This is a genomic window from Puia sp. (assembly GCF_035546395.1).
Lineage (GTDB): Bacteria > Bacteroidota > Bacteroidia > Chitinophagales > Chitinophagaceae > Puia.
This window is the reverse complement of sequence record NZ_DASZXR010000019.1, coordinates 138,862-161,389: the sequence shown is the minus strand read 5'-3', so window position 1 is coordinate 161,389 and position 22,528 is coordinate 138,862. Positions and strand designations below refer to the sequence as shown.

The following is a 22,528-nucleotide window of genomic DNA, read 5'->3' as shown; positions in this document are numbered from 1 at the left end:
AATTACCCGACGCTGACGGTATAGCGAACGGTAAAAATTTGCGAATGTGCGGGCTCCAGGAGAACCAGGCCCATCTTGTTGTTGAAGCAGTCGGGCGCTCCGCTGAGATTCTCCACGGCAATGCTGTCCCGGCTCGGGGGAGTATAAATCTGCAAATAGGGATAGCTGGCGTCCGGGAAAAAGGCGACACGCAGGCCGGTGGCGGGATTGTACAGCTCGCAGGCAGCGCTCACCAGTTCGGGTTTCAGAACGAAACAATTGTCAAGAAAGGTGTCGCCGAGCGGTCGGGCTGTTCCAAACCGGCCATATTCGGTCAGGCCGCCGGTGGGGACGAGCCGCTCGTCGAAATCGACGATCGCCTCGGAATGAAACTGCAGCTGCCAGTCGTTGGCGTTGCCGCCCAGCCGCCAGTATGGGTGCCAGCCGTCGGCGATGGGGATCGTGGTATCCCCGGTATTGGTGACGGTCGTCGTGACCTCGAGGTCGTTATCGGGACGCAGTTGGTATCGGACGAGACAACTGTACCGGAAGGGATAGCCCGGATCGATGTTGTTGTAATCATACTCCATGGCTACCATTGCGGCGCCGTCGGCGTTCTCCGCGGTAACGGTGAACGGCTTATCATAAAGCAGGCCGTGTATGGCGGTGCCGTCGGAAAAAAGATGCCGGAAATGATATTCCCGGCTATCGTATCGGTAGGCGCCGTCGGGGATGCGGCAGGGAAAGGGTGACAGCTTTGCGCCTTTAAACGTCCGGGTCATGTCCTTTTTCAATTCGGCGGCGCTAGGATAGTTATCGATAACATTGAAAAGGGCGCCGTCCCTTTGCCGGACGAGGAATTCATGCAAGGTGGCGCCGTATCCCGGCAACAGGCCAATGGTCGTTCCACTGTTCTCATCGGTAAGTCTCACCAGGTCGAGGCCGTCGTAGTCAACATGCCGGATCGTGAAGTTCATGATCGTTGAAGGTAATTTCCTGCAATGTATCGAAAAGACTCAATATAGTACTGGTTGGTCCCGTGAGAGCATTGCTGTCGACAGTGATCTCGAGATTATAGCCGCCTGACTGGTTGAGCACCGCCATTTTTCAGCGGAGTTATGCGTCGGCTAAGCCTCGTGTCATAAAAAAGTTTTAGCATAACCCGATCTGGATCTCCGTGATATGATTGTCGGGGTGATCGATGTCGATATGCAAAAAAGATTCCGCATAAATACCGCTCATTTTCAGCTGATTTTCCTTTATATACTGCATCATCTGCTCGTAGTGACGTCCGATGCCTTCCCAGGGACCTTCATAACGTGAGGATAGACAGCGAAATGCGGGGATTTGTTTAAAATAAGGGAGCAGGGCCGTGGGAATCTTGCCCTGGACGGGAAGGGCCACTTCCAGGGTGAAACGAGTATCTGGTTTGCCGTCGACTCCGTAGTAAAACCAGTATTGGGGACCACAGACCATCAGATCGAGATCGGCCACGTAGCGGTACAATTCACGGGCCACAGACCCCGAGGCTGGGCCTTCGTGCTCTAATTCAAGGTAGCCCTTTGGCCCCAGCCGGGCCTGACGGGAAGTATAGAGGACGGTCATAAAGGGATGCGTACGAATAAGCATGGAGCGTTGGTTTCCTCAAAGGAACACCCCAGGAGTGACAGCATTATGTCAGTAGGACCGGTGATGTGCCAAACATTTTTCCACATGCTCCAGCAAGAAGGTCTTTAGTTCCACCGGCGACTCGACGCGGACCCCATCGGAAAACATCAACAGCCAGCGGGCAAAATAGCGGAGGTTGGTGGTCAGGAATTTCATCCGGACGCAGGTCTCGTTCTCTTCCTCGGACACGAACCCATTGAGATATTTCTGTTCCTGCAGATATTTTACGACCCGCTTTTCAAAGAGAACGATCGCTTCCAGCAGATCCGAGCCGCTCCTGATCTGTTCGATGTACTCCTTTATCGACGGGTGGGCGGTGGGGTCGAACAATTCCTCTTCGACGATGAGTCCAAGCATCCGGCTCAGGCGGAAGTCCCGGTAGTCGTTGCGCAGGTGGCACCACCCGATGAGATGCCAGGCGGAGCCGTAGTAAAGCAACCCGATGGGTTCCACCTTGCGCCGGGTGACCTCTTCCTTCATATTGGACCGGTAGTGCAGCTGTACCCGCTTCTTATGGACGATAGCCTGCTGGAGGGTCGAGAGATATTGTTGGGGTGAATCGCTATCCGGGGTATACCGGGATACGATCTCGATGTGTTCGGTCAGGCTTTCTACATATTCCTTGTCGGGGGAGCGGAGCACCGCCTTTATTTTGAAGAGGGCCCCGTGGAAATGTTTTTTGACCGAGCCGTCGGTGAACTGTTCGGCCAGTTTTGCGCCGAGAAGGAGGGCGCTGGCCTCTTCCTGGGTGAACATGACGGGCGGCAGCCGGTATCCTTCCATGATGGTATAGCCGGATCCGGCTTCGCCGATGACGGGCACGCCGGATTCGTCCAGGGCTTTGACGTCCCTGTAGACCGTCCGCAGGCTAATGTTGAAGCGATCGGCCATTTCCTGCGCCGTCACTCGCTTCTTGCTTTGCAGATGGGTAAGGATGGCATGCAGTCTGTCGATGCGGTTCATTCCGGTGTTTTAGGATTTGTCGACCCAGGCTCCATTCTCCTTCAGCAGGCCGATGAGTTCTTCAAGGGCGATGGCGCTGTCCACCGATCGTTTTACGATCTCTTTTCCTCTATAAAGTGTCACCTTACCCGGTCCGCTGCCCACATAACCGAAGTCTGCGTCGGCCATTTCGCCGGGGCCGTTGACGATACAGCCCATGATGGCGATCTTTACTCCTTTCAGGTGATGCGTCACCGAGCGGATGCGGGCGGTAGTATCCTGCAGATCGAACAGGGTCCGGCCACAGGAGGGACAAGAGATATATTCAGTTTTGGAGATGCGGGTCCTTGCGGCCTGCAGGATGGAGAAGGAGATGTTGTTGAGGAACTGATGATTGTTCTTTGTCTCGAGATACGTGCGGCCGCTGACGCGGGTGTTGGCAAGCTTGGCCGGGTCGTTCATCAGCCATAATCCGTCACCCATTCCATCGAGAAGCAGGGCGCCTGTTTCAGTGGAGAAATGGATCAACTGTTCATCGATCGAGGTATCCTCGCTTTCGACGGCGAGGATAACGGGAAAGCGGATATCGCGAACCATGAGCTCCATGATGAAACGCCGTACGGAAAGCAGGGCCTGCGGATGAGAGCTGTAGCAACAGAGCACGACGGTGGCGTCGTCCCTTAATTTTTCGGCCAGCTGTACCGATTCGTCATTGGCGGCATTGACCGCGATGAAGTTCAGGCTATCGGAACGCTCGCCGGCGGGGTCATATTCGTCCCCCTGGAAGAGTGGGAAATAGTTGTCCCGCTGATCGAGCTTGAGCCATTGCTCGTGGTCGCATATGGGCCGCAGGGTGCCGGGCAGATCGAAGGCGATCGGCTTGCTTCCGGTATAGATATAATCGGCGGCCGCGTCACCGATGGTCCATTTGTCGCTGGGGGCGTCGTAAGTATAGCCGATGGCTTTGAGGTCTTCGCGTTGTATCGTCTTTGCCTTCATGAAGTCCGCGAATACGACGGGGACGTGAGTTCCGCCGATATTGGCTAAGGAGCGGGATACGCGGCGGCGGTATTCGAAGGGGGAATAGGGGATCTTTTGGATGTCGGGGATCGGGGCGGGGGCTTCGTCCGGGCTTTTTTCGCCGGCTTTGTCCGGGCCTGCTGTTACAGTTCGTTGTTGGTATCGTTTTACGAGGTCCCTGCAGACGGGGATCTCGAATTCGGGGTCTTCGGTGAGCGAAACGCGGATGGTGTCGCCGATGCCGTCCTCCAGCAGGGTGCCGATGCCGATGGCCGATTTGATGCGGCCGTCCTCGCCGTCGCCCGCTTCGGTGACGCCGAGGTGAAGGGGGTAGCACACGCCGAACTCAGCATCCATCTGCCGGATCAGGAGGCGATAGGCCTGGACCATCACCTGCGGGTTGCTGGACTTCATGCTGAGGACGATGTTATGATAGGATTCATCGCGGGCCACGCGGAGAAATTCCATGGCGCTCTCCACCATCCCGATAGGGGTGTCGCCATAGCGGCTCATGATTCGGTCGCTGAGGGACCCGTGGTTGGTCCCGATGCGCATGGCCGTACCATATTCCTTGCAGATGTTTACCAGGGGAGTAAAGCGCTGGCGGATGCGGTCGATCTCTTCGTTGTATTCCGCGTCCGTATATTCGATATGTTCGAACTTCTTTTTATCGATGTAATTTCCGGGGTTGATGCGCACTTTTTCGACGATGCGGGCAGCGATCTCGGCGGCGTTGGGAGTGAAATGGATATCCGCCACGAGCGGGGTGGTATAGCCCCTGCGGCGCAATTCTTTCTTGATATTCAACAGGTTCTCTGCTTCCTTCTTACTGGGCGCCGTTATGCGGACCAGTTCGGCTCCGGCTTCGATGCAACGGATGGACTGCTCTACGGTCGCCAGGGTGTCCATCGTATCGGTCGTGGTCATGGTCTGGACGCGGATGGGATGAAAGTTGCCGAGCCGCAGGTCCCCGATGTTTACTTCAAGGGTAGGCAGCCGGGAGTATCGCGTCAGGGAAGGACAGTAGGTTTGCATACGGGGTAAAATTACGAATAAAAGCGGAGTGGTGTGTGGCGCCTGTGGCGGAGGGTCGGCGAACGTACAACTGAGCCCATGCGTCGAGAAATCGCCCTTCTTTCACTTTAACAAACTCCGAGTCGACCTTCTTACGGGTCGCCGAATCAAGCCATTTCCCCGGGTCTCCGGCGGAATGCGCATCCATCAGCCAAAACCCGTTTGATTGGCCGGCAGGGAGGGGGTCTTTCGCGATGCTATCGATCACCGACGCCCTTGGCCCTTCCAAAAGCGGTCCCGGGTAGTGCATTTTGTGCAGGTAATAGGCTTCGGGTCCGCCAACCCGTTCACAGAGGATGGGGTAATGGTTGGCGTTCGGGTCTGCGGCCATAAATGCCGTCACCTCTCTGAACTGCGTCTTGTGCGGTTTCGACCAGGTTTCCGAGATAAAAAGCTCTCCCGCCAGCGATGTGCCAATAAGAAGGCCCAGTACGATCCCGCGTGCCCGGACCCAGGGAATCAGCTGTATCCCGTAGGCGACAAAGATCAGCAGGCAGGGCAGAACGACGATGGTATATCGTTCAGTCAGCATCGGGGTGACGATCAGGCCACGGAAATAGGGAATAGTGTAGCAGAGCAGGGTTGGCACGCCCAATGCCACGAGGCTCCTGGTCAGGGCGGACCGGTCTGCATGTGGCCAGCCGGTCCTGCGGCGGAGAAGCACGCCGGTCAGATATACCGCCAGCAATGCCGCCATACACCAGGCAAGGCCGGGGAAATCACCGAAATAATGACCGAAATATCGTATCGGCCAGTCCCCCGGCAGCGGATTTATCCAGAAGGCGCGGATCGCACCCAGGGACAAAAAAACAGGCAACCATGGCCAATAGCCGGCGGTAATCAGCAAGGCACTCAACGCGAAACGCCTAACAAACAGCGGCTTTTCATTTTCCCTGGCGAACAGGAGCATCGCCGCGCAGAATTCGCCGAGGACCAGCAACACCCCGAAGTAGTGCGAATACATGGTCAGCAGACCAAACAGCGAGAAGAGCCAGACATCCTGCAGACGAAGGTGTTTGAGGAGCCGCAAAAGATACACCAGGGACAGCGTGCCGAATAGAAACGCAAACGCATACCCTCGCGCCTCACGGGAATAATGGATGTGAAAGTGATTGACGACCGTCAGCGCGGCCGCGGTCCATCCAAGCCGATCACTGGCGACCTCCCTACCCAGGAGATAGATGGCAAATATACTTGCTGCCCCGGCCGCGGCGGGCAATACCCGGGCCGAAAACTCCGACTCGCCGAAAAAATAAAAGAAGCAGCGCTCTGCGAGATAGAACAGGGGAGGATGTTGATCGTAAGACTTCAGGGCAAGAAAAAGCTGTGTTAGCGAATGGTGAGGATCGGCTTCGTTTGCTACGTACAGTTCATCCAACCAGAAGCTGTCCAGGTCAAGTTTATAAATTCTGAGAACAACCGCAAGGATCAAAAAGATCAGCAACCAGGCCGACCTTTTCCGGTCTATTTTAAACATAGGTTAGTTTACCAATCCTTTTCCGGCTGATTGGGGGCTTTCACTTTGTTCTGCTTCATCTTATTCTGAAGATCGTTCTCTTTTTGTTCCAGTGCCTTCAGCAGCTGTTCCACCTGCTGTTTGTTGAGCCGGCTGGGTTGTGGTTTTGGCTGCTGCTGTTCCTGCTGTTGCTGGTCTTTTTTCTCCTCCTTCTTTTCCTTCTGCTCTTTCTTCTGATCGTTCTTGTTCTGTTGTTGCTGCTGCTGCTGCTGCTTTTGCTGCATCAGCGCTTTTTCCAGGTTCTCGCGGGCATCGGCATCGTTCGCATCCAGCTTCAGCGCCTCTTTCCAGGCATCGATGCTTTCCTGTAATTTCTTTTGCTTGATCATCGACACGCCCTTGTTGTAATAGCCTTTTTCCTGCATCCCCTTGTCGTTTGCGCTATTTTTTATCGTCGCGTCATAGGAGTGGCCCGCCTCGTCATAATTGTTCTTCCGGAACTGGGCGTTCCCGAGGTTGTAATTGGCGGTGGGGTTATCGGGGGCTTTCTGTACGGCCGACTGGTATTGCCGCAGGGATTGATCGATTTGTTTTTTCTTATAATACCGGTTCCCGCTGCGGAGCTCGGCATTCCCGGACTGTGCCGCCGCGGGCAGGGCGGCAGTCAGGATCGCGAGTACCAGCATGGCCGCCTTTGCCGGCGTAAGGGAGACGGCGGCCTTCTTTTTCTTCCGGCGTTCGGAGAGGAAGAATTCGACCAGCAAGAGGAGTAGGGCGGCGCCGGCAAGCCATTGGAAATAGCTGACGTAGTCGATGAATTCCGAGTCGCTCATGGATTTCTTTTCGGCGCTGTCGATGCGCTGGCTCATGGTGATCAATGCGTCGTCGACATTGTCGAGCCGGATGTACTCGCCGTTGGTAGCGTTGGAAAGCTGCTGGAGCTCGGCCTCGTTCAGCTTGGAGATGACTGTATTGCCCTGTTCGTCCTTCTTCAATTCGTTGGTGGCTGGATCGATGATGGGCGAGCCTTCCGGCGAGCCGATGCCGACGGTATTGATCATTACGCCGCTTTGCGCCAGCTGCTGGGCTTGCTTGAGGGCTTCCGGATCGTGGTCTTCGCCATCGGAGATCAGGACAATGGATTTATACTTCCGTTCCTTGCTGTTGAATGCGGTGTTGGCCATTTTCAATGCTTCGCCAATGACGGTTCCCTGGGTAGGCACGGCGTCAGGGCCGGCGTCCTGGATATACATCCGCGCGGCGCCATGGTCGGTGGTCAGCGGCATCTGGAGATAGGCGCGGCCGGCGAAGAGAATGAGCCCGATACGATCGTTGTTCAGTTTTTCGGTCAGCAGCATCATGAACTGTTTGGCCTTATCCAGCCGGCTGGGCTTTATATCTTTGGCGAGCATGCTCTTGCTGACATCCAGCACCAGCATTACGTCCACTCCTTTCCGCTGGACATTCTCCATGGCCCCGGGCTTCTGGGGGTTGGCGGCGGCGAGGATGATCACGCCAAAGGCGAGGATCGCGACTATGGCTTTGATCATGAACCTTGACGGCGAAAAGTTATCGATCAGTTGGCGGACGAGTCCCGGATCACCCATGCGGGCGGCCGTCCTTTTCTTCCAGCCGATGAGCAGGTATAGCGCGGCCACGAGGAGCGGGAGCGCTCCCAGGCCGATGAGATATTCACTATGTTGGAGACGATACACTGTCTTGCAAGATACGGTTCCTATTTCTTTCCGGCAAAGAACCCCATGGGTCCTAAGATATTTTTAACAAGTTGAAGGCCAAGGGTTGAGACGTTGGACTGCGCGTTGGCCGAATCCATATTGAGAACGAAGAAATAGGGGTGTTTATTCTCTTCCTCCCAGCCGATGATCCAGGCGGTGGGCTGTCCCGCGGCATTTTTTCCCTCGCCGGTTTTATAGACAATGCGGTAATTGGAATTCTCTTCTTTTTGAAAGAGGCCGCGGACGATCTTCTGGGTACGCTGAAAGAAGGGCAGCTGGTCGAAATAGAGTTTTTTTACGAGTCCGAGCTGTTCGTCGGCGGTGATGGCCAGGCGGCCGGCGGGGTGGGTCGAGTCGGTATATTCGCTGATATCCTTGTTTCCATAGCGAAGGGAGTCGACCCATTTTTTCAAGGAGTCTTTGCCGATAGCGGCGGCCAGGCGGATCGATCCGGCCTCGGCGCCTGCCGAATCCGGTTGGAGCAAGGGTGAGTTCTCATTTGCGGCCACTCCGGTTTGCACCGCAATAAGGGCTTGTAAAACATCGAAGGTGGCGCCGGGCGGATAAGCGCTGTCCCGAAAGCGGTTGAGGTTATAAATGGTGAAGTGGCCCTGGCCATTGTCATAGAGGCCGAAAGTCCCTTTGACACCGGCGCTGTCGAAATATTTTTGCAGGCTGTTGTCGACGGTCACGTTATTGGTCGAGCAGGACGTCAGGAGGATCGGCGCGGCGGCGGTCAGCAGGATAGCAAAAAAGCTCTTGGGCATGATGGGTCGAAATTTCGCGCAAGGTACGGGATAAGCATCATTCCTTTGGCAGATGATATTTTTCGATGAGCTTCAACGTGACTCCATTGGTCCAGCCGAAGCCGTCCTGGCCGGGATACTCGCCGCCCCCGGCCTCCTTGTTGATGTCGACGACATTGTATTTCTCATTCAGTTTGCCCGTCTCCTTATACACTTTCTCCACCAGCTTTACCCAGCGTCCGGCAATATCGGCGGCGAGGTCTTTCTGGCCGCAGCGGTCGAGTCCCCAGATGGTCATCCATTCAAGCGGGGCCCAGCCGTTTGGCGAGTCCCATTGCTCCCCGGTATTGAAGGCTGTCGTGGCGACACCCCCGGGCTGCAGCAGCTTTTCCCGGATCACGGCGGCCACTTTCTGGCCGAGAAAGCTCATATAATCCGACCTTTCGTTGATAAAGCAAAAGGGGTACATGCCTCCGGGGGTGATATGGGTGCTTTGTTTCGCCCTCTTGAAATCATAGTCCGTATAAAAATTCACGGTCTTATTCCAGCAGTATTTGTCGATGAGTTCGCCGCGGTGGATCGCCTTGCGGCGGAAGTTCGCGGCCGTGCTATCGTCCTTGTTCATCAGCCTGGCCTTAGCAATGGCCCATTCCAGGTGATAGAGGAGGGCATTGAGATCGGGCGGAACAAAATCGGTCGTGCGGATGGTGACGAGGTTCCTGCTGTCGGCAAACCAGCGGCTGCTGAAGTCGATGCCGCTTTCCGCCGCCGCCCGGAGATGCTTGTACATTTCCCCCTTATCGCGGCCCGAGCGTTGGGCGGTGAGGATGTCTTCGCGCCAGCTCTCCTGGCGGGGCACCGTCGCGTCGTCCCAGTAACGGTTGAGGATATCTCCGCCTTTGAGCCGGACTACCCGGCGATAGGCCTGTCCCGGTTTCAGCTTATCGGCGCCGTCCATCCAGAAGGCATATTCCTTCTCCATGGCCGGGAGAAAGGTCTGGAAGACACTGTCGCCTTTGGCTTCGGCCAGCAACTCGACCATGACGGAAAAGAAGGGAGGCTGGCTGCGGCCAAGATAGTAAGTTCGGGTGCCGTTGGGGATATGGCCATAGTTGTCGATGAGATAGGCAAAATCCTTTACCATGTTGTCGATCATCTCGATCTCGCCGCTTTCCTTCAGGCCGAGCATGGTAAAGTAGGAATCCCAGTAGTAGACTTCGCGGAAGCGGCCGCCGGGGACGATATAGGGATAGGGCAGTGGGAGGAGAGAGCTGCCTTCGACGACCTTGTCGGGCGTGCGTTTCAATACGGACCAGAGATTTTTGATGTGGGTGACGACATCTTCGGTGGTATTTGTCTTATAGTTGTCGGTGGGACCTGCGGGAATTTCGAAGTTGTCGGCCACGAACTTTTTCAGATCGAATCCGGCGGTCTCTTTCTGGGCGTCGTAGTCGGCCAGTATCTCGGCCGGCTTGCGTTTTGGGATGCAATCGACGAAGGTCTTGCCGTCGGGGAAGACGCGGTTCATTTGTACGTCGACGAATAATTTCCCGTAGATCTTGTCGGGTGGGGTGGTGACGAGAGGTTGTCCAAAAGAAAGCAGGGAGGTGGCTACAAGCAGTAAGAAGCCGGCCAGTCTTTTCATATATGCGTTATATAGGATAAAAATAGTGAAAAAATGGCCACGGGCCATTCAAATGAAACGCCACGAAGAATCGTGGCGTTTTGCTTGCTTTTGCTTTGTTCTTCGCTCGGTGGCTGGAGGAAATTTGCCGCCTCGCTCCGACCAATATGTTGTTTGGCCTTCGGCCGACGGGCCCGTGGCCCGCATTGAACCAAAATATTTACCATATTTATTCGGCGCCGTCGATCTGGGCGCGTTTGACGGCATAGTTGCCGACATTTTGCGCCACCTGCAAGCCAACCGTACAGTCGAGAGTATAGTGGATCCCCGCATAAATCCGGGAATTGGCCGCCTCCTGCGCCATGGCCTCGTAGGCCGATGCTCTTGAAGGCAGGATATGGCCGAGGATGGTTGCCGCAGCGCCGCTGAACATCGAGTGACCGGAGACATAGGATGGGAAATTGGGTATCCCGGTCAGCGTCTTGATGCTCGGGTCCAACTGGGTGGGACGCGGGTTGAAATAGAAGTATTTGATATCCCAGCAGCTAATGGCGGCATCCATCTCCGTCATATTGAGCAGGGCCATGTTCCGGGCCCAACGCACTTCGCTCCAGTTTTGCTTGACGAAGTCTTCTGCGGCGATCGCATTCCAGTGACCTGGCGGAGTGTAGGTCCCGATCCCGTCGGCCCAAAACTGCACGATCTTCATCTGTTCCCTGGTTGCATTTTGGATCGTCTTGAGCGCCGCGGATGTTTGGGACTTCATCTCATCGCTGCTGGTCGAAGGCGGCGGCCCCGGACGCAGAGAGACAATGGCTGCCGAATCGCACAGGAAGCCCTTTACCTTGCCGAACAGCGGGAGCATGGGTGGTCTTGCCGGGGCTTCGAGGCTTAGCCAGGGCACCTGGTTGGCGGCTTGCGCCGTCGTCACAAATTTTGCCCAGTCGGCCGGCGTCCCCACTGCCTTGCCGGCATTGTCGCCACGGGCGCGGGCAATGAACATTTCGGCCACCTGTCGACCCAAGGCTTCCCCGGCGGTGATATCGCTGCGCGTGGCGGCGCCGGATGCCATCAACGCCATCTCCTGCTGTTGCAGTTTCTGCTGGACGTTGCCAATCTCGTCGGGGAAGAGCAATTGCATCATTTCCGCCGAGACGCCAGCGAGCACAGCGCCTTCGGAAGGATAGGAAGCCAGACCCGTTTTGCCGGCCATCGCCTTGATCGTGGGATCGACCGTATACGGCGCGGGGCGGTTGAATTTTGCCTTGTAGTACCAGCAGGCTACCAGTGCATCATACTGGGCGGCGCTGATGTAAGCAAAGGCGCGGGCGGCATAGGGCGGGTTGGAGAAGGGGAAGAAGGGATAGGCGAAGGGATTGGCCGAACTAGGGGTGGGATAGGAGCCATCGGTGTTCTGATAGGGGGCCAGGTTGTATTTCGCCACCAGTTCCCGCATCACCTCGTTCCAGCGGAGTACGCCACCGGCGCTCCAGTAGGCGATCTGGCCTTGCTGGTCGCTGGTAAGATGCGTCTGGTAGCCTTTTATTTCGTTGAGGTCGGCCACATACAGCGGGCTGTTGGTGGCCGCGGGTGTAGCAACGGCGAAAGTGTCGGGACGGGACAGCAGGATGGGCCTCCAGGAGCCGGCATTGAGGTCCTCGTTGGCGGGCGCCAAAGGCGGCAGGCCGGCCGTGCGGTCGGAGACATTCTTGTTACAGGCGGCGATCATTAGAATCGAGCCAAGGGCGAGAAGAAAGATATGGCGGTTCATAATTTCATTTTTTGATGGCGAGATTATTTCTTTTCGGATGCGGAAGTATGGGCCTTGGATCTCTTATGCGAGAAATCGAGGACATAAAACGCCCCGAGATCCCAGGAAGTAGACTGACCGACATTCCGGCCGGCGAGCGTGTACATCCCGCCGCCTACGATCGACAGTGCATTCCATTTCTTCGGCAGGGTGTATTTGAAGTCGATCCCCGCCATCGTCGAATTCATCTTATTGCTTGGGAAGGGCATATCGTTCTTCCGGATATCGAATCCGCCGACGGTGAACGCTTGGGTAAAGACCGCTTCGGCGATCAGCCAGTTGCTGCGATAGCCGGCCCGCACATTATAGCTGGCCATATCGGGCATATCCACCTTATCGGTGAGGTGGAGGGAGGTGGTGTAATACGAGTTGCGATCGATGATGATATTGCTTCTCCCCGTATAGGTCCCCGATGCGGTGGCAAAGAAGTTCCCCGCCTGGTAGTCAACGAGCAGCCGACCGGAGAGGGTTTTGCTTTGAAGACCGATCGAGAGTGGCAGGAAGTCCGCGATATAGTTGGTGAGCGGCAGGGAACCGCCGCCCAGAAAGTAGATGGACAGAACCCCTTTGCCGACGTTCAGGTCGAGGGCGTCCCATTTGAGCCAGGCCGACAGATCCTGCACGCCATGCTGGCCATGCAGGGTTCCCGCTGTGGCATGGGTCCATACATAGGGCGCCCCGGCGATGAAGTTCAGCTTCCGCGTGATCCCATAGGTACCCATTACCATCACCGATTGGGTGGAAACCGTCCCGAGATTTTGGTTGTTGCGTTTGAAAGTCCCTTCCCAATAATGGTCCCAGCTGCCGTGCATATACGTGGCGCCGATACAAAGGTTCTTCTTGTCCATCATGATGCCATCTTCATCCGTTTGAGCTTTCAGCACCGCCGGCGCTGCGACCAGCAGGGCCAGGGCGACGGAAAAAGCTACTTTTTTACTGTTCAACATAAGCCTTGTTTTGGTTTTATAAGTTATAAGGCGATTTGTGCCTGGCGTACGGAATAGCCATAGCCGTGTTCGGCGATGTTACGGCCCATTTCCAGGTAGGCCTCGTTATCTTTCGGCGCCCAGGTCCCGAGCCCGTCGACATATCGGTTGTACATGCAAAAGGCGGCCGCGATCAGGACGGTGTCATGGATCTCTTTGTCGGTGGCGCCGTTCTCCCGCGCCAGCCAGATATCCTCGGCCGTCACCTGCCTGCCGCCCTGCTGAACGTGGTGGGCAATGGCGAGCAAGGCGCGGAGCTTGTCCGACACTTTTGTATCGATGAGTCCCTGCTTGATGTCGTCGATCATCGTGATATCCGCGCCGGCGTTGGCAACGGCTGCCGCGGCATGGCTCGTATGGCAGAAATGACATTCATTGCGATAGGATACCGACGCCGCGATGATCTCCCTTTCGGTACGGGTGAGCGTCGAATCGTCCCGCAACAGGACATTGGCCAACTCGAGCAGCGGCTTTGCCGTCGCCGGGCTATAGTCCAGCAGCCCGACGATGCCGGGGAGCTGTTCGTTATTAAGTTTTATGTGTGCCATGGAGCTCGTGTTTTTTTGATTGCGGATGGTCCAGCCGGGTTTTAGAATCTGAAATTCGCGCCGATGTTGATCACATAGTCGGCAAAAGCCGCATCGCCCTGGGTGTATTTTCCCGTCAATGCCGTCGTGATCTTATCCGGTACGCTTTGGGTGCGGTTGCGTACCAGCGCGATGGGCACATAGGAGTAGATGGACACTTTCGACGAGGCGACATAGGTCAGGCCGGGCTCGGCGGAGAGGATATAACCGGGTCTGCGGAAGCCGTTGCTCTGACCGATGAGATCGTGGACGGGCAGGCAGTCATCGCGGAAGCCGGCGGAAGCCGTCAGGCGATTGAACTGGGCGCTGATACCGGCGCGGATCAACATTTGATCGGGAACGCTCATGACACTGCTACCGTTGGCGAGGGAAGTGGCGGAAGGCGTGCCGCGGTAGTTGGGTACGGCATTCTGATCACGGGGGTTGGCGAGATAGAAAAAGTTGCCGTAGACGCCGATCGTATGTGAGAAGTTATAGAAACCGTTCAGCTCGAAGGTGATGCCGGTGCCGCCGTCGCCCAGCTGAATGGACTGGTCGACAGGTCCGAGGACCTTGGTGCTGTCGCTGGTCCTGAAATAGTCCTGGTAGTTGTCTTCACCGGTCGGCAGCTTGATACCGAGGCCTATCTGGATATTGCCCTTGGGCATTTTGACGGGGTCCAGCAACCAGCTGTAGACGGCCAACCGGATATCGCCGGCGCCAAAATCATGGGTGCTGAAGCGGTGGAGAACGCCGCTCTGCGTATAGGTCTGCGACCGGGCGTTGGCGGACACCGGGAGGTCGAGCATGATCGACCAGCGGGGATTGATGATGCGGTAGATCGCCATATCCAGGGTATAGGCGTGATTGATCACCTCATTCCCCAGGGTCTGCCGCTGTTTTTGTTCCGCGGTGCCAACATAGTGGCGAAAGGATTTATAGTACCGATTGTTGACGGTGAATTGCCATTTGCTGGCGGAGTCTACATGGGTCTTGCCGTCATAGGTGCAGAAACCTCCGGTGCTGCGGATGGCGACGCAGCCTTGTGAATATGCGTGATTGAAAGAGACGAAAGCAGTCAGAAGCAGGATGGTAAAAAATACCTTTTTCATTTTTTGAGGAATTAAACAGCTAAATTGGTTTTGACAGAATTGATATTTTGCACCGGGATGCGTCCCAGGGCGATCCATAAGGCGAGGATACAGCCGTAGCTGCCGGCGCGTTCCACCCATTCAAAGAGCTCCCATTTTGGATAGAACAGCTCGGTTCCCATCTTCCATACAAAAAAGACGAGGAGCAGCGGCCGGACGGGCCGGACCAACACCGCCAGGGCGGCCAGCATTTCGAACATCCCCACCATCCGGGCCAGTTGCGCGGGGTTGGCGAAGCCGAGTGCGGTATATTGTTGGAGGAGACCTTTCTTTTCGATGAGGTTGAGCCAGCCATGGCCCAGCAGCAGGAGAAAGACAGCCATGCGCAGGGAGAACAGGACAAGCCGGTAATGCCGGGCATCGGTTTGAGTATGCGGGTCCAATCTTGACACAAGCCAGCCCTTCCGCAGGCGGGTGCCGGTCGCTGAGAGGAGCAGTAGTGCGAGGGGGGCACAGTAGTTGCCCGCGCGTTCGATCATTTCTGCGAAGGGTTCGCCCGATAACGGCCGGCAGCAGGCCGTCATCAGTCCCCAGACAACCAGCCAGCCCGCGACGGCACGGATCGGGTAGATCAATAAGGAAAGACCCATAAGGATGTCGATGGCCCCTACGAACGGCATGAGCCGGTAGGCGAGGTCGTGGCCGATGCCAAAGACAGCGAAATAGTTACACCAGATGGGTTTGGTGATGATCCCAAAGGCGCCATGGCCGATAAAGCACATGGCCGAAGCGATACGGAGCGTATAATGTATACTTTGTGCCGGGCTGTGAAGCCCTTCACCAGAGAGATTCTTCATTGTGCATCGTTGTGCTTACCGCGTTCGGATCATGCCGGCGCGATAATGCATATTGGAGAGAAAACAGGGTGATGACAGAGACTTAGGATAAGGCTGGCGCCTGATCGGGGGGCATCTCTGCGGTGGGGGAGTAAGAAGATGGAAGATGAGGATAAATGTACTCCGCCGGCGTCAGGGACAGTGCGGCCCATGCGCCGGGGACGGCAATCTGCATTGCCGTGGGTTGATAATCTTTTGAAATATTCTTTACCGGGGAGGAAGGGGCCTTTTTGCCCTGGGTTTGCTGCTGGAGGTCGTTGACCTGGCGGAAGAAATCGTTCTTCACCTGCTGCAGCTTCATCGTTGTTTCGTTGGGGATGCAGAGCAACTCCAATGAATCTTTGACGAACCGGCGTTTGACATATTGATAGCGGACGCCGTGGATGTCGATATTGCCGTCTACGCGCTCAAAATTGCTGGAAGAGTAGTTGTAGTAGGAAAGCGTGGTGATGGGGACCTTTACGGTAAGCAGTTGGGATTCATCGTATTCGTTGCGGTCGAGGCGGGCTTGCAGCTTGCTCTCGGCCTGTTGTTGCCAATATTGCGTCAGCAACTGGTAACCGTACCAGTTGAAGAAGAGGATTCCCATGAGCAGTATGGCAGCAAGACGCTTCAAAGCGGTACAAATTAGTAATTTTTTGGATTATGGGGGATTTTTTTTGGTTACCGCCATATCAACGCCCGGAGGATTGGACGACGACACCTCGCTGTATATACCACAAATTCACCTACATTTACCCTGCCCCCCTCAATCATTAGTCGCGATACGTACCTTTTTCCATTCAGCCATTTGGTAATCTTATAAACCGAGACAAATGCGTAATGCTATCGCACTAAGCGTCGGCCTGTTTATCGGGCCTTTCGCCGTACTGGCCCAATTGCCTGCCGGCAGTGTCGCCCAATTCCCTTTCAACAATTCAGCCGCCGATATCAGCGGCAATGGTTTCAACGGAACGCTGGTTTCAACGGCCGACGACGTTAACCGTTTTGGTACGGCAAGCAGTGCGACTGCTTTTATTGCCGGAACATCGACGGGCACGCTTCCATCCGGTCTCGTGACGGCGCTGGCCGATGATTTCACCGTCGGATACTGGGTTAAGACGACGATGTCCGCGGCCTCGAGCACCCAGTGGTATGGCGGCGCGGCGCTGGTGGATGCGGAAGTATGTGGGGGAACCAGCGATTGGGGTACGGCGCTTATCAACGGGGGACATATCGCGTTTGGCATCGGCAATCCTGATATTACCATTATCTCGCCCCTATCCTACAACGACGGCTCGTGGCATTTTGTCACGGCAACCAGGGCTGAAGCTGCTGGTGTGATCACCTTATATGTCGACGGGAGCCAGGTGGCGACCACTTCGGGTGCCAGCACGGCCGCGAGGACCGCCCCGCCCTTAATTGGTCTGGGGAGAAATCCATGTGTTGCCACCGGCGTTTTTACCGGGAGTTTGGACGACGCCATCGCTTATAGCAGTGCGCTGACACCCACCCAGGTGTCTGACTTATATACTTATTTCAGTGGTGTCGCCCTTCCCATCCATTGGGGATCTTTTACCGGCCAGGTCGAAGCAGGGCTGGTTTACCTTAAATGGACAACCGAAAATTCGTCGGACGACGGCCGTTTCGAGATCCAACGATCGGCTCCCGGCGGTGCATTTTCTCCTATCGGCGAGGTTGTGGCCGGTGAGGGTACCCCTGGAGCAGGAAGCAACGCCACGTATGGGTTTGTCGATATTCATCCGGCGGCCGGCGACAATTACTACCGCATCGAGGGGACGGACAACGAAGGCAGCCGTTCCTGGACATCTATTCTGAAGCTGACGGTGGCCGGCAGATCCGCCGGGATCCACCTGGGGCAAAATCCCGTTGCTGATGAGTTGACGTTGATCAACGACGGCGGATTGCCCATCCATCGGCTGCAGGTGTTGGACATGGCCGGGAGAGTTTTGATCGATCAGGCTCCTGCTTCCGGCAATTCGCCGGTGGGGCTACGCACTTCCGGCCTGAGAGCAGGCTATTATTTTCTCCGGATCGGGGAATCGGGCAACTGGGTCACTATCGCGTTCGTCAAACTTTGAGTTGGGGGGCGGTATTTCGGCCCAGGATGTGTACGGTTGCCATCGGTTTAAACACGTTATCGTTGACCGCTCATTAGGTCAATACGTTAATATTGGATTCCACACCAACGGCATAGAAAACTTTTGGAGCCTGTTGAAAAGGGGAATCATCGGCGTCTTTCACCAAGTCAGCCCGCAGCACTTACAACGATATTGCGATGAGTTTGTGGCCCGGTGGAACACCCGGAAGATAAAGATCATGAGCGGTTTGAGCTCTCAGTGCGGAACTGCAGTGGGCGACTGAAATACAATGAATTAATAGGTAAATAAAATAAGGCAACCAAAGTATTTGCCGCCTTATTTTGACAAATAGGTGTTTTAACGGTTGCCAAAAATAATTCACCGGAGTATCTTTACTCATTAGTTATGATAAGATTGCATTTTTTTATTTAGTAAATTTTGGCATGCGCTTGCTATTTATCCACATTTTTGCTAAATAATTAAGCAATAAAAACGCAATTAACTGTAAACAAATTCATTGTGTTTTGTATTATGCACAATAAATTTAACCCCTATTGGTTCCTTTACTAAAAAACTGGTACTAACTTTGCAAAATCAATCAACAATTAATCCACAAGCTGGGTAAAAATGGCTAAGCCAATTAAAGAAACTCCAATTCTCACAGGTAAAGACGCTTGCAATTTCGTTAATCAAATAAGCAATGCGCCCAAGGAGTCTATTAGCCAAACAGAATTGGAGCGCATCAAAGCCAATTTTGAGAAAATAAAAGCCATCGTTAAGAAATAATGGACCTTTCAGGTTTCACGTATGTACGACTTTCCCCCGAGAAGGAGATTTTGTCATTTGATTGTGGCGATACGGACTTAAACGAATTTATCGTTGTCGATGCCCAGAATTATTTGCAAGAATTGCTTGCGGTAACGTACCTCTTTGAGAACGACAATGATGTTGTTGCGTTCTTTAGCGTGCTGAATGACAAAATCTTATACGAGCAAGTCGGGAGAAATAATCTTTGGAATAAGATTAGAAAGAATATTCCTCATAAAAAACACTTCAAAAGCTACCCTGCAGTTAAACTTGGCCGCTTAGCCGTTAATAAGCCTTACCAAAAACAACATTTAGGCACAAGCATTCTGGATTATATAAAAGTCTTTTTCATCGATCGAAATAAAACAGGATGTAGATTCATAACCGTGGACGCTTACCGAGAATCATTAGCTTTTTATGAAAAAAATGGATTCAAGTACATGACAGAGGACGATAAAAATTCGGATACTCGGTTGATGTACTATGACCTAGCCTCACTCAAAGGATTACTCAAGATTTAACGCTCCAAAGGGAGAGGGCTTTTTGTCTTCCCCTTTTTTTGTCCCAACTCGTATATAGTTGCCCACTCATCTAACTAACAAATGTTAGTTTTATTCCGTAATTTAGCATGTCTGCCAAACAATTAGACCATGAGCTATACCCCGGTTCATAAAGTCCGGCTCGTTACGGCGGCGGCCCTCTTCGACGGGCATGACGCCGCCATCAATATCATGCGCCGCCTTCTTCAATCCAAGGGCGCGGAGATCATCCATCTTGGACATAATCGCTCGGTGGCCGAGATCGTGGAATGCGCCATCGAGGAAGACGTACAAGGCGTGGCGATCACCTCTTACCAGGGCGGGCATCTGGAATTCTTCAAATACATGAAGGACCTGCTCGTCGAGAACGGCTGCGGCCATATCAAACTCTTTGGCGGCGGCGGCGGCACCATCCTGCCGCAGGAGATCGAAGAGCTGCATCGATATGGGATCACCCGGATCTATTCACCGGACGACGGCCGCCGGATGGGGCTGGAGGGAATGATCGAAGACGTGATCCGGCAATGCGATTTTGCGTTGAACGGCGATCCCCGGAATTTCATCGGGGAGATGAAGCTGGGAGAATGGAAGGATATCCGCAAGATCGCCCGATCAATCTCCAATGCGGAGAATGGTTCCGGCCCAGTTGCGAGCCACGACCCGCAACCGGGGAATGTCCCCGTGGTCGGCATTACGGGCACGGGTGGTGCGGGTAAGTCTTCCGTCACCGACGAGTTGGTCCGCCGATACCTCAATAGCTTTTCCGACAAGACCATTGCCGTGATCTCGGTCGATCCGTCGAAGAAAAAGACCGGCGGCGCGTTGCTCGGCGATCGTATCCGGATGAACGCAATCTCAAGCCCCAGGGCCTATATGCGGAGCCTGGCGACCCGGGACAGCGACAAGGCCCTCAGCAGCCATGTGCAGGAAGCCATCGATATCTGCAAGGCAGCGGGGTATGATGTCATCATCCTTGAATCGGCGGGGGTTGGGCAAAGCGACGCTTCTATCCTCGACCATGCCGATATCAGCCTCTATGTGATGACGCCGGAATATGGGGCGGCTTCCCAACTGGAAAAGATCAACATGCTCGACTATGCAGACCTGGTCGTGCTGAATAAATTCGACAAGGCCGGCGCCCTGGACGCGCTGCACGATATCCGTAAACAATACAAGCGAAACCACCAGCTGTGGAATGCGAAGGATGGCGATCTGCCCGTCGTCGGTACGATCGCGGCCCAGTTCAATGACCTTGGAGTAAACGAGCTGTTCGAAAAGCTGATGGTCGTCATCGAGAAAAAGACGGGCGTCCGGTTTGGCGAGCTGGTGCTGCATGCCCATACCCAGGAAACCTCTACCCAATCGCAGATACTTCCGCCAAGGCGGGTGCGCTATCTCTCGGAGATAAGTTCGGCCATCCGGGAGTACAATCGCCGGACGGAGGAACAGGCGGCTATCGCCAGCCGCCTTTACCGGCTTAACGGCGTTCTTGGTGAGGTTTCAGAGGATTTCCCCGGAAGGGAGCAGCTTTTGGCCCAAAAGGCAAAATATGAGTCTCAACTCTTCCCGCTGTGCAAAAAGTTGATCGACGAGTGGCCGGCGACGGCGGCCCTTTATAAGAAGGAGACTTTTGACTATGATGTCCGCGGGAAGATCATCCGCCAGCCTTTGTTCACCGAATCGCTTAGCGGTACGGCCATTCCGCGGATCGCCGTACCCCGGTTCCGGGACTGGGGAGATATCCTGCGGTGGCGGTTGCAGGAGAATCTCCCGGGTAAATTCCCCTATACCGCCGGGGTCTTCCCCTTGAAGCGGGCTGAAGAAGACCCGACCCGGATGTTCGCCGGCGAAGGCGGCCCGGAACGAACGAACAGGAGGTTTCACTACGTGTCAGCCGGTCAGCCCGCGAAGCGGCTGAGCACGGCATTTGACTCGGTGACGTTGTATGGCGAAGATCCCGATCACCGGCCCGATATCTACGGCAAGATCGGTAACTCGGGGGTGAGCGTCGCGACCGTGGACGACGCCAAAAAACTGTACAGCGGTTTTGATCTATGCGATCCGAAAACGTCGGTGAGCATGACGATCAACGGGCCGGCGCCGATCCTGCTGGCCTTCTTCATGAATGCCGCCATCGACCAGCAATGCGAGAAATGGCTGGCCGCGAATGGCCGTTCGGGCACGGAAGAGCCGGCGCGTGTCGGGCAACTACCGGCGGTCGCCGAAGCATTGCGTCAAAAATATCCCGATGGCGGTCGTCCCGGCTATCGCAATCCATCGAGTCCCGATCAGCTGCCGGAGGGCAACGAGGGTCTTGGCCTGGGATTGCTGGGGCTGAGCGGCGACGAGGTGTTGCCCGCCGATGTGTATCAGCAGATAAAGGCTTCCGCGCTGTCGCAGGTGCGGGGGACCGTGCAGGCCGATATCCTGAAAGAGGACCAGGCGCAGAACACCTGTATCTTCAGTACGGAGTTTGCTTTGCGGCTGATGGGCGACGTGCAGGCTTATTTTATCGAGCAGCAGGTACGGAATTTCTATAGCGTATCCATCAGCGGGTATCATATCGCCGAAGCGGGGGCCAACCCTATTACCCAGCTGGCTTTCACGCTGGCCAACGGGTTTACCTATGTGGAATACTATCTCAGCCGGGGGATGGCGATCGACGACTTTGCGCCGAATCTTTCCTTCTTTTTCAGCAATGGGATGGATGCCGAATACAGTGTCATCGGGCGGGTGGCGCGGCGTATCTGGGCGAAGGCCATCAAGCACGTCTATAAAGGGAATGGCCGCAGCCAGAAATTGAAGTACCATATTCAAACCAGCGGCCGAAGCCTGCATGCGCAGGAGATCGATTTCAACGATATCCGGACCACGCTGCAGGCCCTGTATGCCATCTACGACAACTGCAATTCTCTTCACACAAACGCCTATGACGAAGCTATCACCACGCCGACGGAAGAGAGTGTCCGCAGGGCAATGGCGATCCAGCTGATCATCAACCGCGAGCTGGGCAGTGCGCGGACCGAGAACTATCTGCAGGGCAGCTTTGCGGTGGAGGAGTTGACCGACCTGGTGGAAGAGGCCGTGCTGATCGAGTTCGATCGCCTCAACGAGCGCGGCGGCGTCCTTGGCGCGATGGAGCGGATGTACCAGCGCAACAAGATCCAGGAGGAGAGCCTGTATTACGAGAGCCTGAAGCACAGCGGCGAGCTACCGATCGTAGGCGTCAACACCTTCCTCAACAGCAAGGGCTCCCCCACCGTATTACCGGGCGAGGTGATCCGGAGCACCGCCGAAGAAAAGGATCAGCAGATAGATAACCTTGTGGCTTTCCGGAAGCGCAATGCCGGCCGCCGGGACGAGATGCTAAGGCGCCTGAAGGAGGTGGCCGTTAACAATGGCAACCTGTTCGGGGAGCTGATGGAGACCGTAAAGGTGTGCAGCCTGGGGGAAATAACGAATGCTTTATATGCCGTGGGCGGACAATACCGGCGGAACATGTAACTT

At 55.2% G+C, this 22,528-nt stretch carries 19 protein-coding genes; 5 read left to right on the top strand and 14 right to left on the bottom strand.

Annotated elements, in window-relative coordinates; translation table 11 throughout:
• Positions 1-2: 2 nt before the first annotated feature.
• The 14 genes from VHE34_RS26975 to VHE34_RS26910 all read right to left on the bottom strand — a co-directional run bounded on the left by VHE34_RS26975 (position 3) and on the right by VHE34_RS26910 (position 16,210).
• Positions 3-956: an aldose 1-epimerase gene (locus tag VHE34_RS26975; RefSeq protein WP_325593836.1), complete on the bottom strand. Its 954-nt coding sequence runs from the start codon at positions 954-956 to the stop codon at positions 3-5.
• Between the two features lie 175 nt (positions 957-1,131).
• Positions 1,132-1,608 carry a GyrI-like domain-containing protein gene (locus VHE34_RS26970; protein ID WP_325593834.1) on the bottom strand — a complete coding sequence of 159 codons (477 nt, stop codon included), beginning with the start codon at positions 1,606-1,608 and terminating at the stop codon, positions 1,132-1,134.
• A 48-nt stretch (positions 1,609-1,656) separates the two neighbouring features.
• Entirely contained in the window at positions 1,657-2,610 is a 954-nt protein-coding gene (locus VHE34_RS26965) for a YafY family protein (protein WP_325593832.1), read from the bottom strand.
• 9 nt (positions 2,611-2,619) lie between these two features.
• On the bottom strand, positions 2,620-4,644 hold the full coding sequence (gene ispG / locus VHE34_RS26960) for a (E)-4-hydroxy-3-methylbut-2-enyl-diphosphate synthase (protein WP_325593830.1): 2,025 nt from the start codon (positions 4,642-4,644) through the stop codon (positions 2,620-2,622).
• Positions 4,592-6,160 carry a glycosyltransferase family 39 protein gene (locus VHE34_RS26955; RefSeq protein WP_325593828.1) on the bottom strand — a complete coding sequence of 523 codons (1,569 nt, stop codon included), beginning with the start codon at positions 6,158-6,160 and terminating at the stop codon, positions 4,592-4,594. Before VHE34_RS26955 ends, ispG begins: the two co-directional genes overlap by 53 nt.
• 8 nt (positions 6,161-6,168) lie before the next feature.
• Positions 6,169-7,854, bottom strand: coding sequence for a VWA domain-containing protein (locus tag VHE34_RS26950; RefSeq protein WP_325593826.1), 1,686 nt, complete (start codon positions 7,852-7,854; stop codon positions 6,169-6,171).
• Positions 7,855-7,874: 20 nt separating this feature from the next.
• The gene (locus VHE34_RS26945; protein WP_325593824.1) at positions 7,875-8,642 is read right to left on the bottom strand and encodes a penicillin-binding transpeptidase domain-containing protein; all 768 of its coding nucleotides are present in this window, start codon (positions 8,640-8,642) and stop codon (positions 7,875-7,877) included.
• Between the two features lie 37 nt (positions 8,643-8,679).
• Entirely contained in the window at positions 8,680-10,266 is a 1,587-nt protein-coding gene (gene treF / locus VHE34_RS26940) for an alpha,alpha-trehalase TreF (RefSeq protein ID WP_325593822.1), read from the bottom strand.
• Between the two features lie 208 nt (positions 10,267-10,474).
• Positions 10,475-12,016 (bottom strand): phosphatase PAP2 family protein, encoded by a 1,542-nt coding sequence (locus VHE34_RS26935; RefSeq protein WP_325593820.1) that lies wholly within the window; start codon positions 12,014-12,016, stop codon positions 10,475-10,477.
• A 23-nt stretch (positions 12,017-12,039) separates the two neighbouring features.
• On the bottom strand, positions 12,040-13,002 hold the full coding sequence (locus VHE34_RS26930; RefSeq protein WP_325593818.1) for a hypothetical protein: 963 nt from the start codon (positions 13,000-13,002) through the stop codon (positions 12,040-12,042).
• Positions 13,003-13,025: 23 nt separating this feature from the next.
• Entirely contained in the window at positions 13,026-13,589 is a 564-nt protein-coding gene (locus VHE34_RS26925) for a carboxymuconolactone decarboxylase family protein (protein ID WP_325593816.1), read from the bottom strand.
• A gap of 41 nt (positions 13,590-13,630) precedes the next feature.
• Positions 13,631-14,719: a hypothetical protein gene (locus VHE34_RS26920; protein ID WP_325593814.1), complete on the bottom strand. Its 1,089-nt coding sequence runs from the start codon at positions 14,717-14,719 to the stop codon at positions 13,631-13,633.
• 11 nt (positions 14,720-14,730) lie between these two features.
• A complete protein-coding gene (locus tag VHE34_RS26915; RefSeq protein WP_325593812.1) occupies positions 14,731-15,555 on the bottom strand; it encodes a hypothetical protein in 825 nt (274 codons plus the stop codon).
• Between the two features lie 82 nt (positions 15,556-15,637).
• Positions 15,638-16,210 (bottom strand): hypothetical protein, encoded by a 573-nt coding sequence (locus VHE34_RS26910; RefSeq protein ID WP_325593810.1) that lies wholly within the window; start codon positions 16,208-16,210, stop codon positions 15,638-15,640.
• 199 nt (positions 16,211-16,409) lie between these two features.
• On the opposite strand from VHE34_RS26910, the gene VHE34_RS26905 reads away from it, so the two are divergent.
• From VHE34_RS26905 to VHE34_RS26885, 5 genes are all read left to right on the top strand, one after another.
• A complete protein-coding gene (locus VHE34_RS26905) occupies positions 16,410-17,675 on the top strand; it encodes a LamG-like jellyroll fold domain-containing protein (RefSeq protein ID WP_325593808.1) in 1,266 nt (421 codons plus the stop codon).
• Positions 17,676-17,703: 28 nt separating this feature from the next.
• Positions 17,704-17,958, top strand: a complete 255-nt coding sequence (locus VHE34_RS26900) for a transposase (RefSeq protein WP_414709933.1) — start codon at positions 17,704-17,706, stop codon at positions 17,956-17,958.
• Between the two features lie 344 nt (positions 17,959-18,302).
• A complete protein-coding gene (locus VHE34_RS26895; protein ID WP_325593806.1) occupies positions 18,303-18,461 on the top strand; it encodes a hypothetical protein in 159 nt (52 codons plus the stop codon).
• Complete coding sequence (locus VHE34_RS26890) at positions 18,461-19,003, top strand: GNAT family N-acetyltransferase (RefSeq protein ID WP_325593804.1); 543 nt, start codon at positions 18,461-18,463, stop codon at positions 19,001-19,003. Before VHE34_RS26895 ends, VHE34_RS26890 begins: the two co-directional genes overlap by 1 nt.
• 129 nt (positions 19,004-19,132) lie before the next feature.
• Entirely contained in the window at positions 19,133-22,525 is a 3,393-nt protein-coding gene (locus tag VHE34_RS26885) for a methylmalonyl-CoA mutase family protein (protein WP_325593802.1), read from the top strand.
• Positions 22,526-22,528 lie beyond the last annotated feature (3 nt).

Bases quoted from the DNA above. Each gene is read 5' to 3' on its own strand.
- VHE34_RS26965 (WP_325593832.1), bottom strand. From the start codon at position 2,610: ATGAACCGCATCGACAGACTGCATGCCATCCTTACCCATCTGCAAAGC.
- VHE34_RS26935 (WP_325593820.1), bottom strand. From the start codon at position 12,016: ATGAACCGCCATATCTTTCTTCTCGCCCTTGGCTCGATTCTAATGATC.
- ispG (WP_325593830.1), bottom strand. From the start codon at position 4,644: ATGCAAACCTACTGTCCTTCCCTGACGCGATACTCCCGGCTGCCTACC.
- VHE34_RS26925 (WP_325593816.1), bottom strand. From the start codon at position 13,589: ATGGCACACATAAAACTTAATAACGAACAGCTCCCCGGCATCGTCGGG.
- VHE34_RS26890 (WP_325593804.1), top strand. From the start codon at position 18,461: ATGGACCTTTCAGGTTTCACGTATGTACGACTTTCCCCCGAGAAGGAG.
- VHE34_RS26945 (WP_325593824.1), bottom strand. From the start codon at position 8,642: ATGCCCAAGAGCTTTTTTGCTATCCTGCTGACCGCCGCCGCGCCGATC.
- VHE34_RS26930 (WP_325593818.1), bottom strand. From the start codon at position 13,002: ATGTTGAACAGTAAAAAAGTAGCTTTTTCCGTCGCCCTGGCCCTGCTG.
- VHE34_RS26885 (WP_325593802.1), top strand. From the start codon at position 19,133: ATGAGCTATACCCCGGTTCATAAAGTCCGGCTCGTTACGGCGGCGGCC.
- VHE34_RS26975 (WP_325593836.1), bottom strand. From the start codon at position 956: ATGAACTTCACGATCCGGCATGTTGACTACGACGGCCTCGACCTGGTG.
- VHE34_RS26895 (WP_325593806.1), top strand. From the start codon at position 18,303: ATGGCTAAGCCAATTAAAGAAACTCCAATTCTCACAGGTAAAGACGCT.
- VHE34_RS26920 (WP_325593814.1), bottom strand. From the start codon at position 14,719: ATGAAAAAGGTATTTTTTACCATCCTGCTTCTGACTGCTTTCGTCTCT.
- treF (WP_325593822.1), bottom strand. From the start codon at position 10,266: ATGAAAAGACTGGCCGGCTTCTTACTGCTTGTAGCCACCTCCCTGCTT.
- VHE34_RS26970 (WP_325593834.1), bottom strand. From the start codon at position 1,608: ATGCTTATTCGTACGCATCCCTTTATGACCGTCCTCTATACTTCCCGT.
- VHE34_RS26915 (WP_325593812.1), bottom strand. From the start codon at position 15,555: ATGAAGAATCTCTCTGGTGAAGGGCTTCACAGCCCGGCACAAAGTATA.
- VHE34_RS26905 (WP_325593808.1), top strand. From the start codon at position 16,410: ATGCGTAATGCTATCGCACTAAGCGTCGGCCTGTTTATCGGGCCTTTC.
- VHE34_RS26955 (WP_325593828.1), bottom strand. From the start codon at position 6,160: ATGTTTAAAATAGACCGGAAAAGGTCGGCCTGGTTGCTGATCTTTTTG.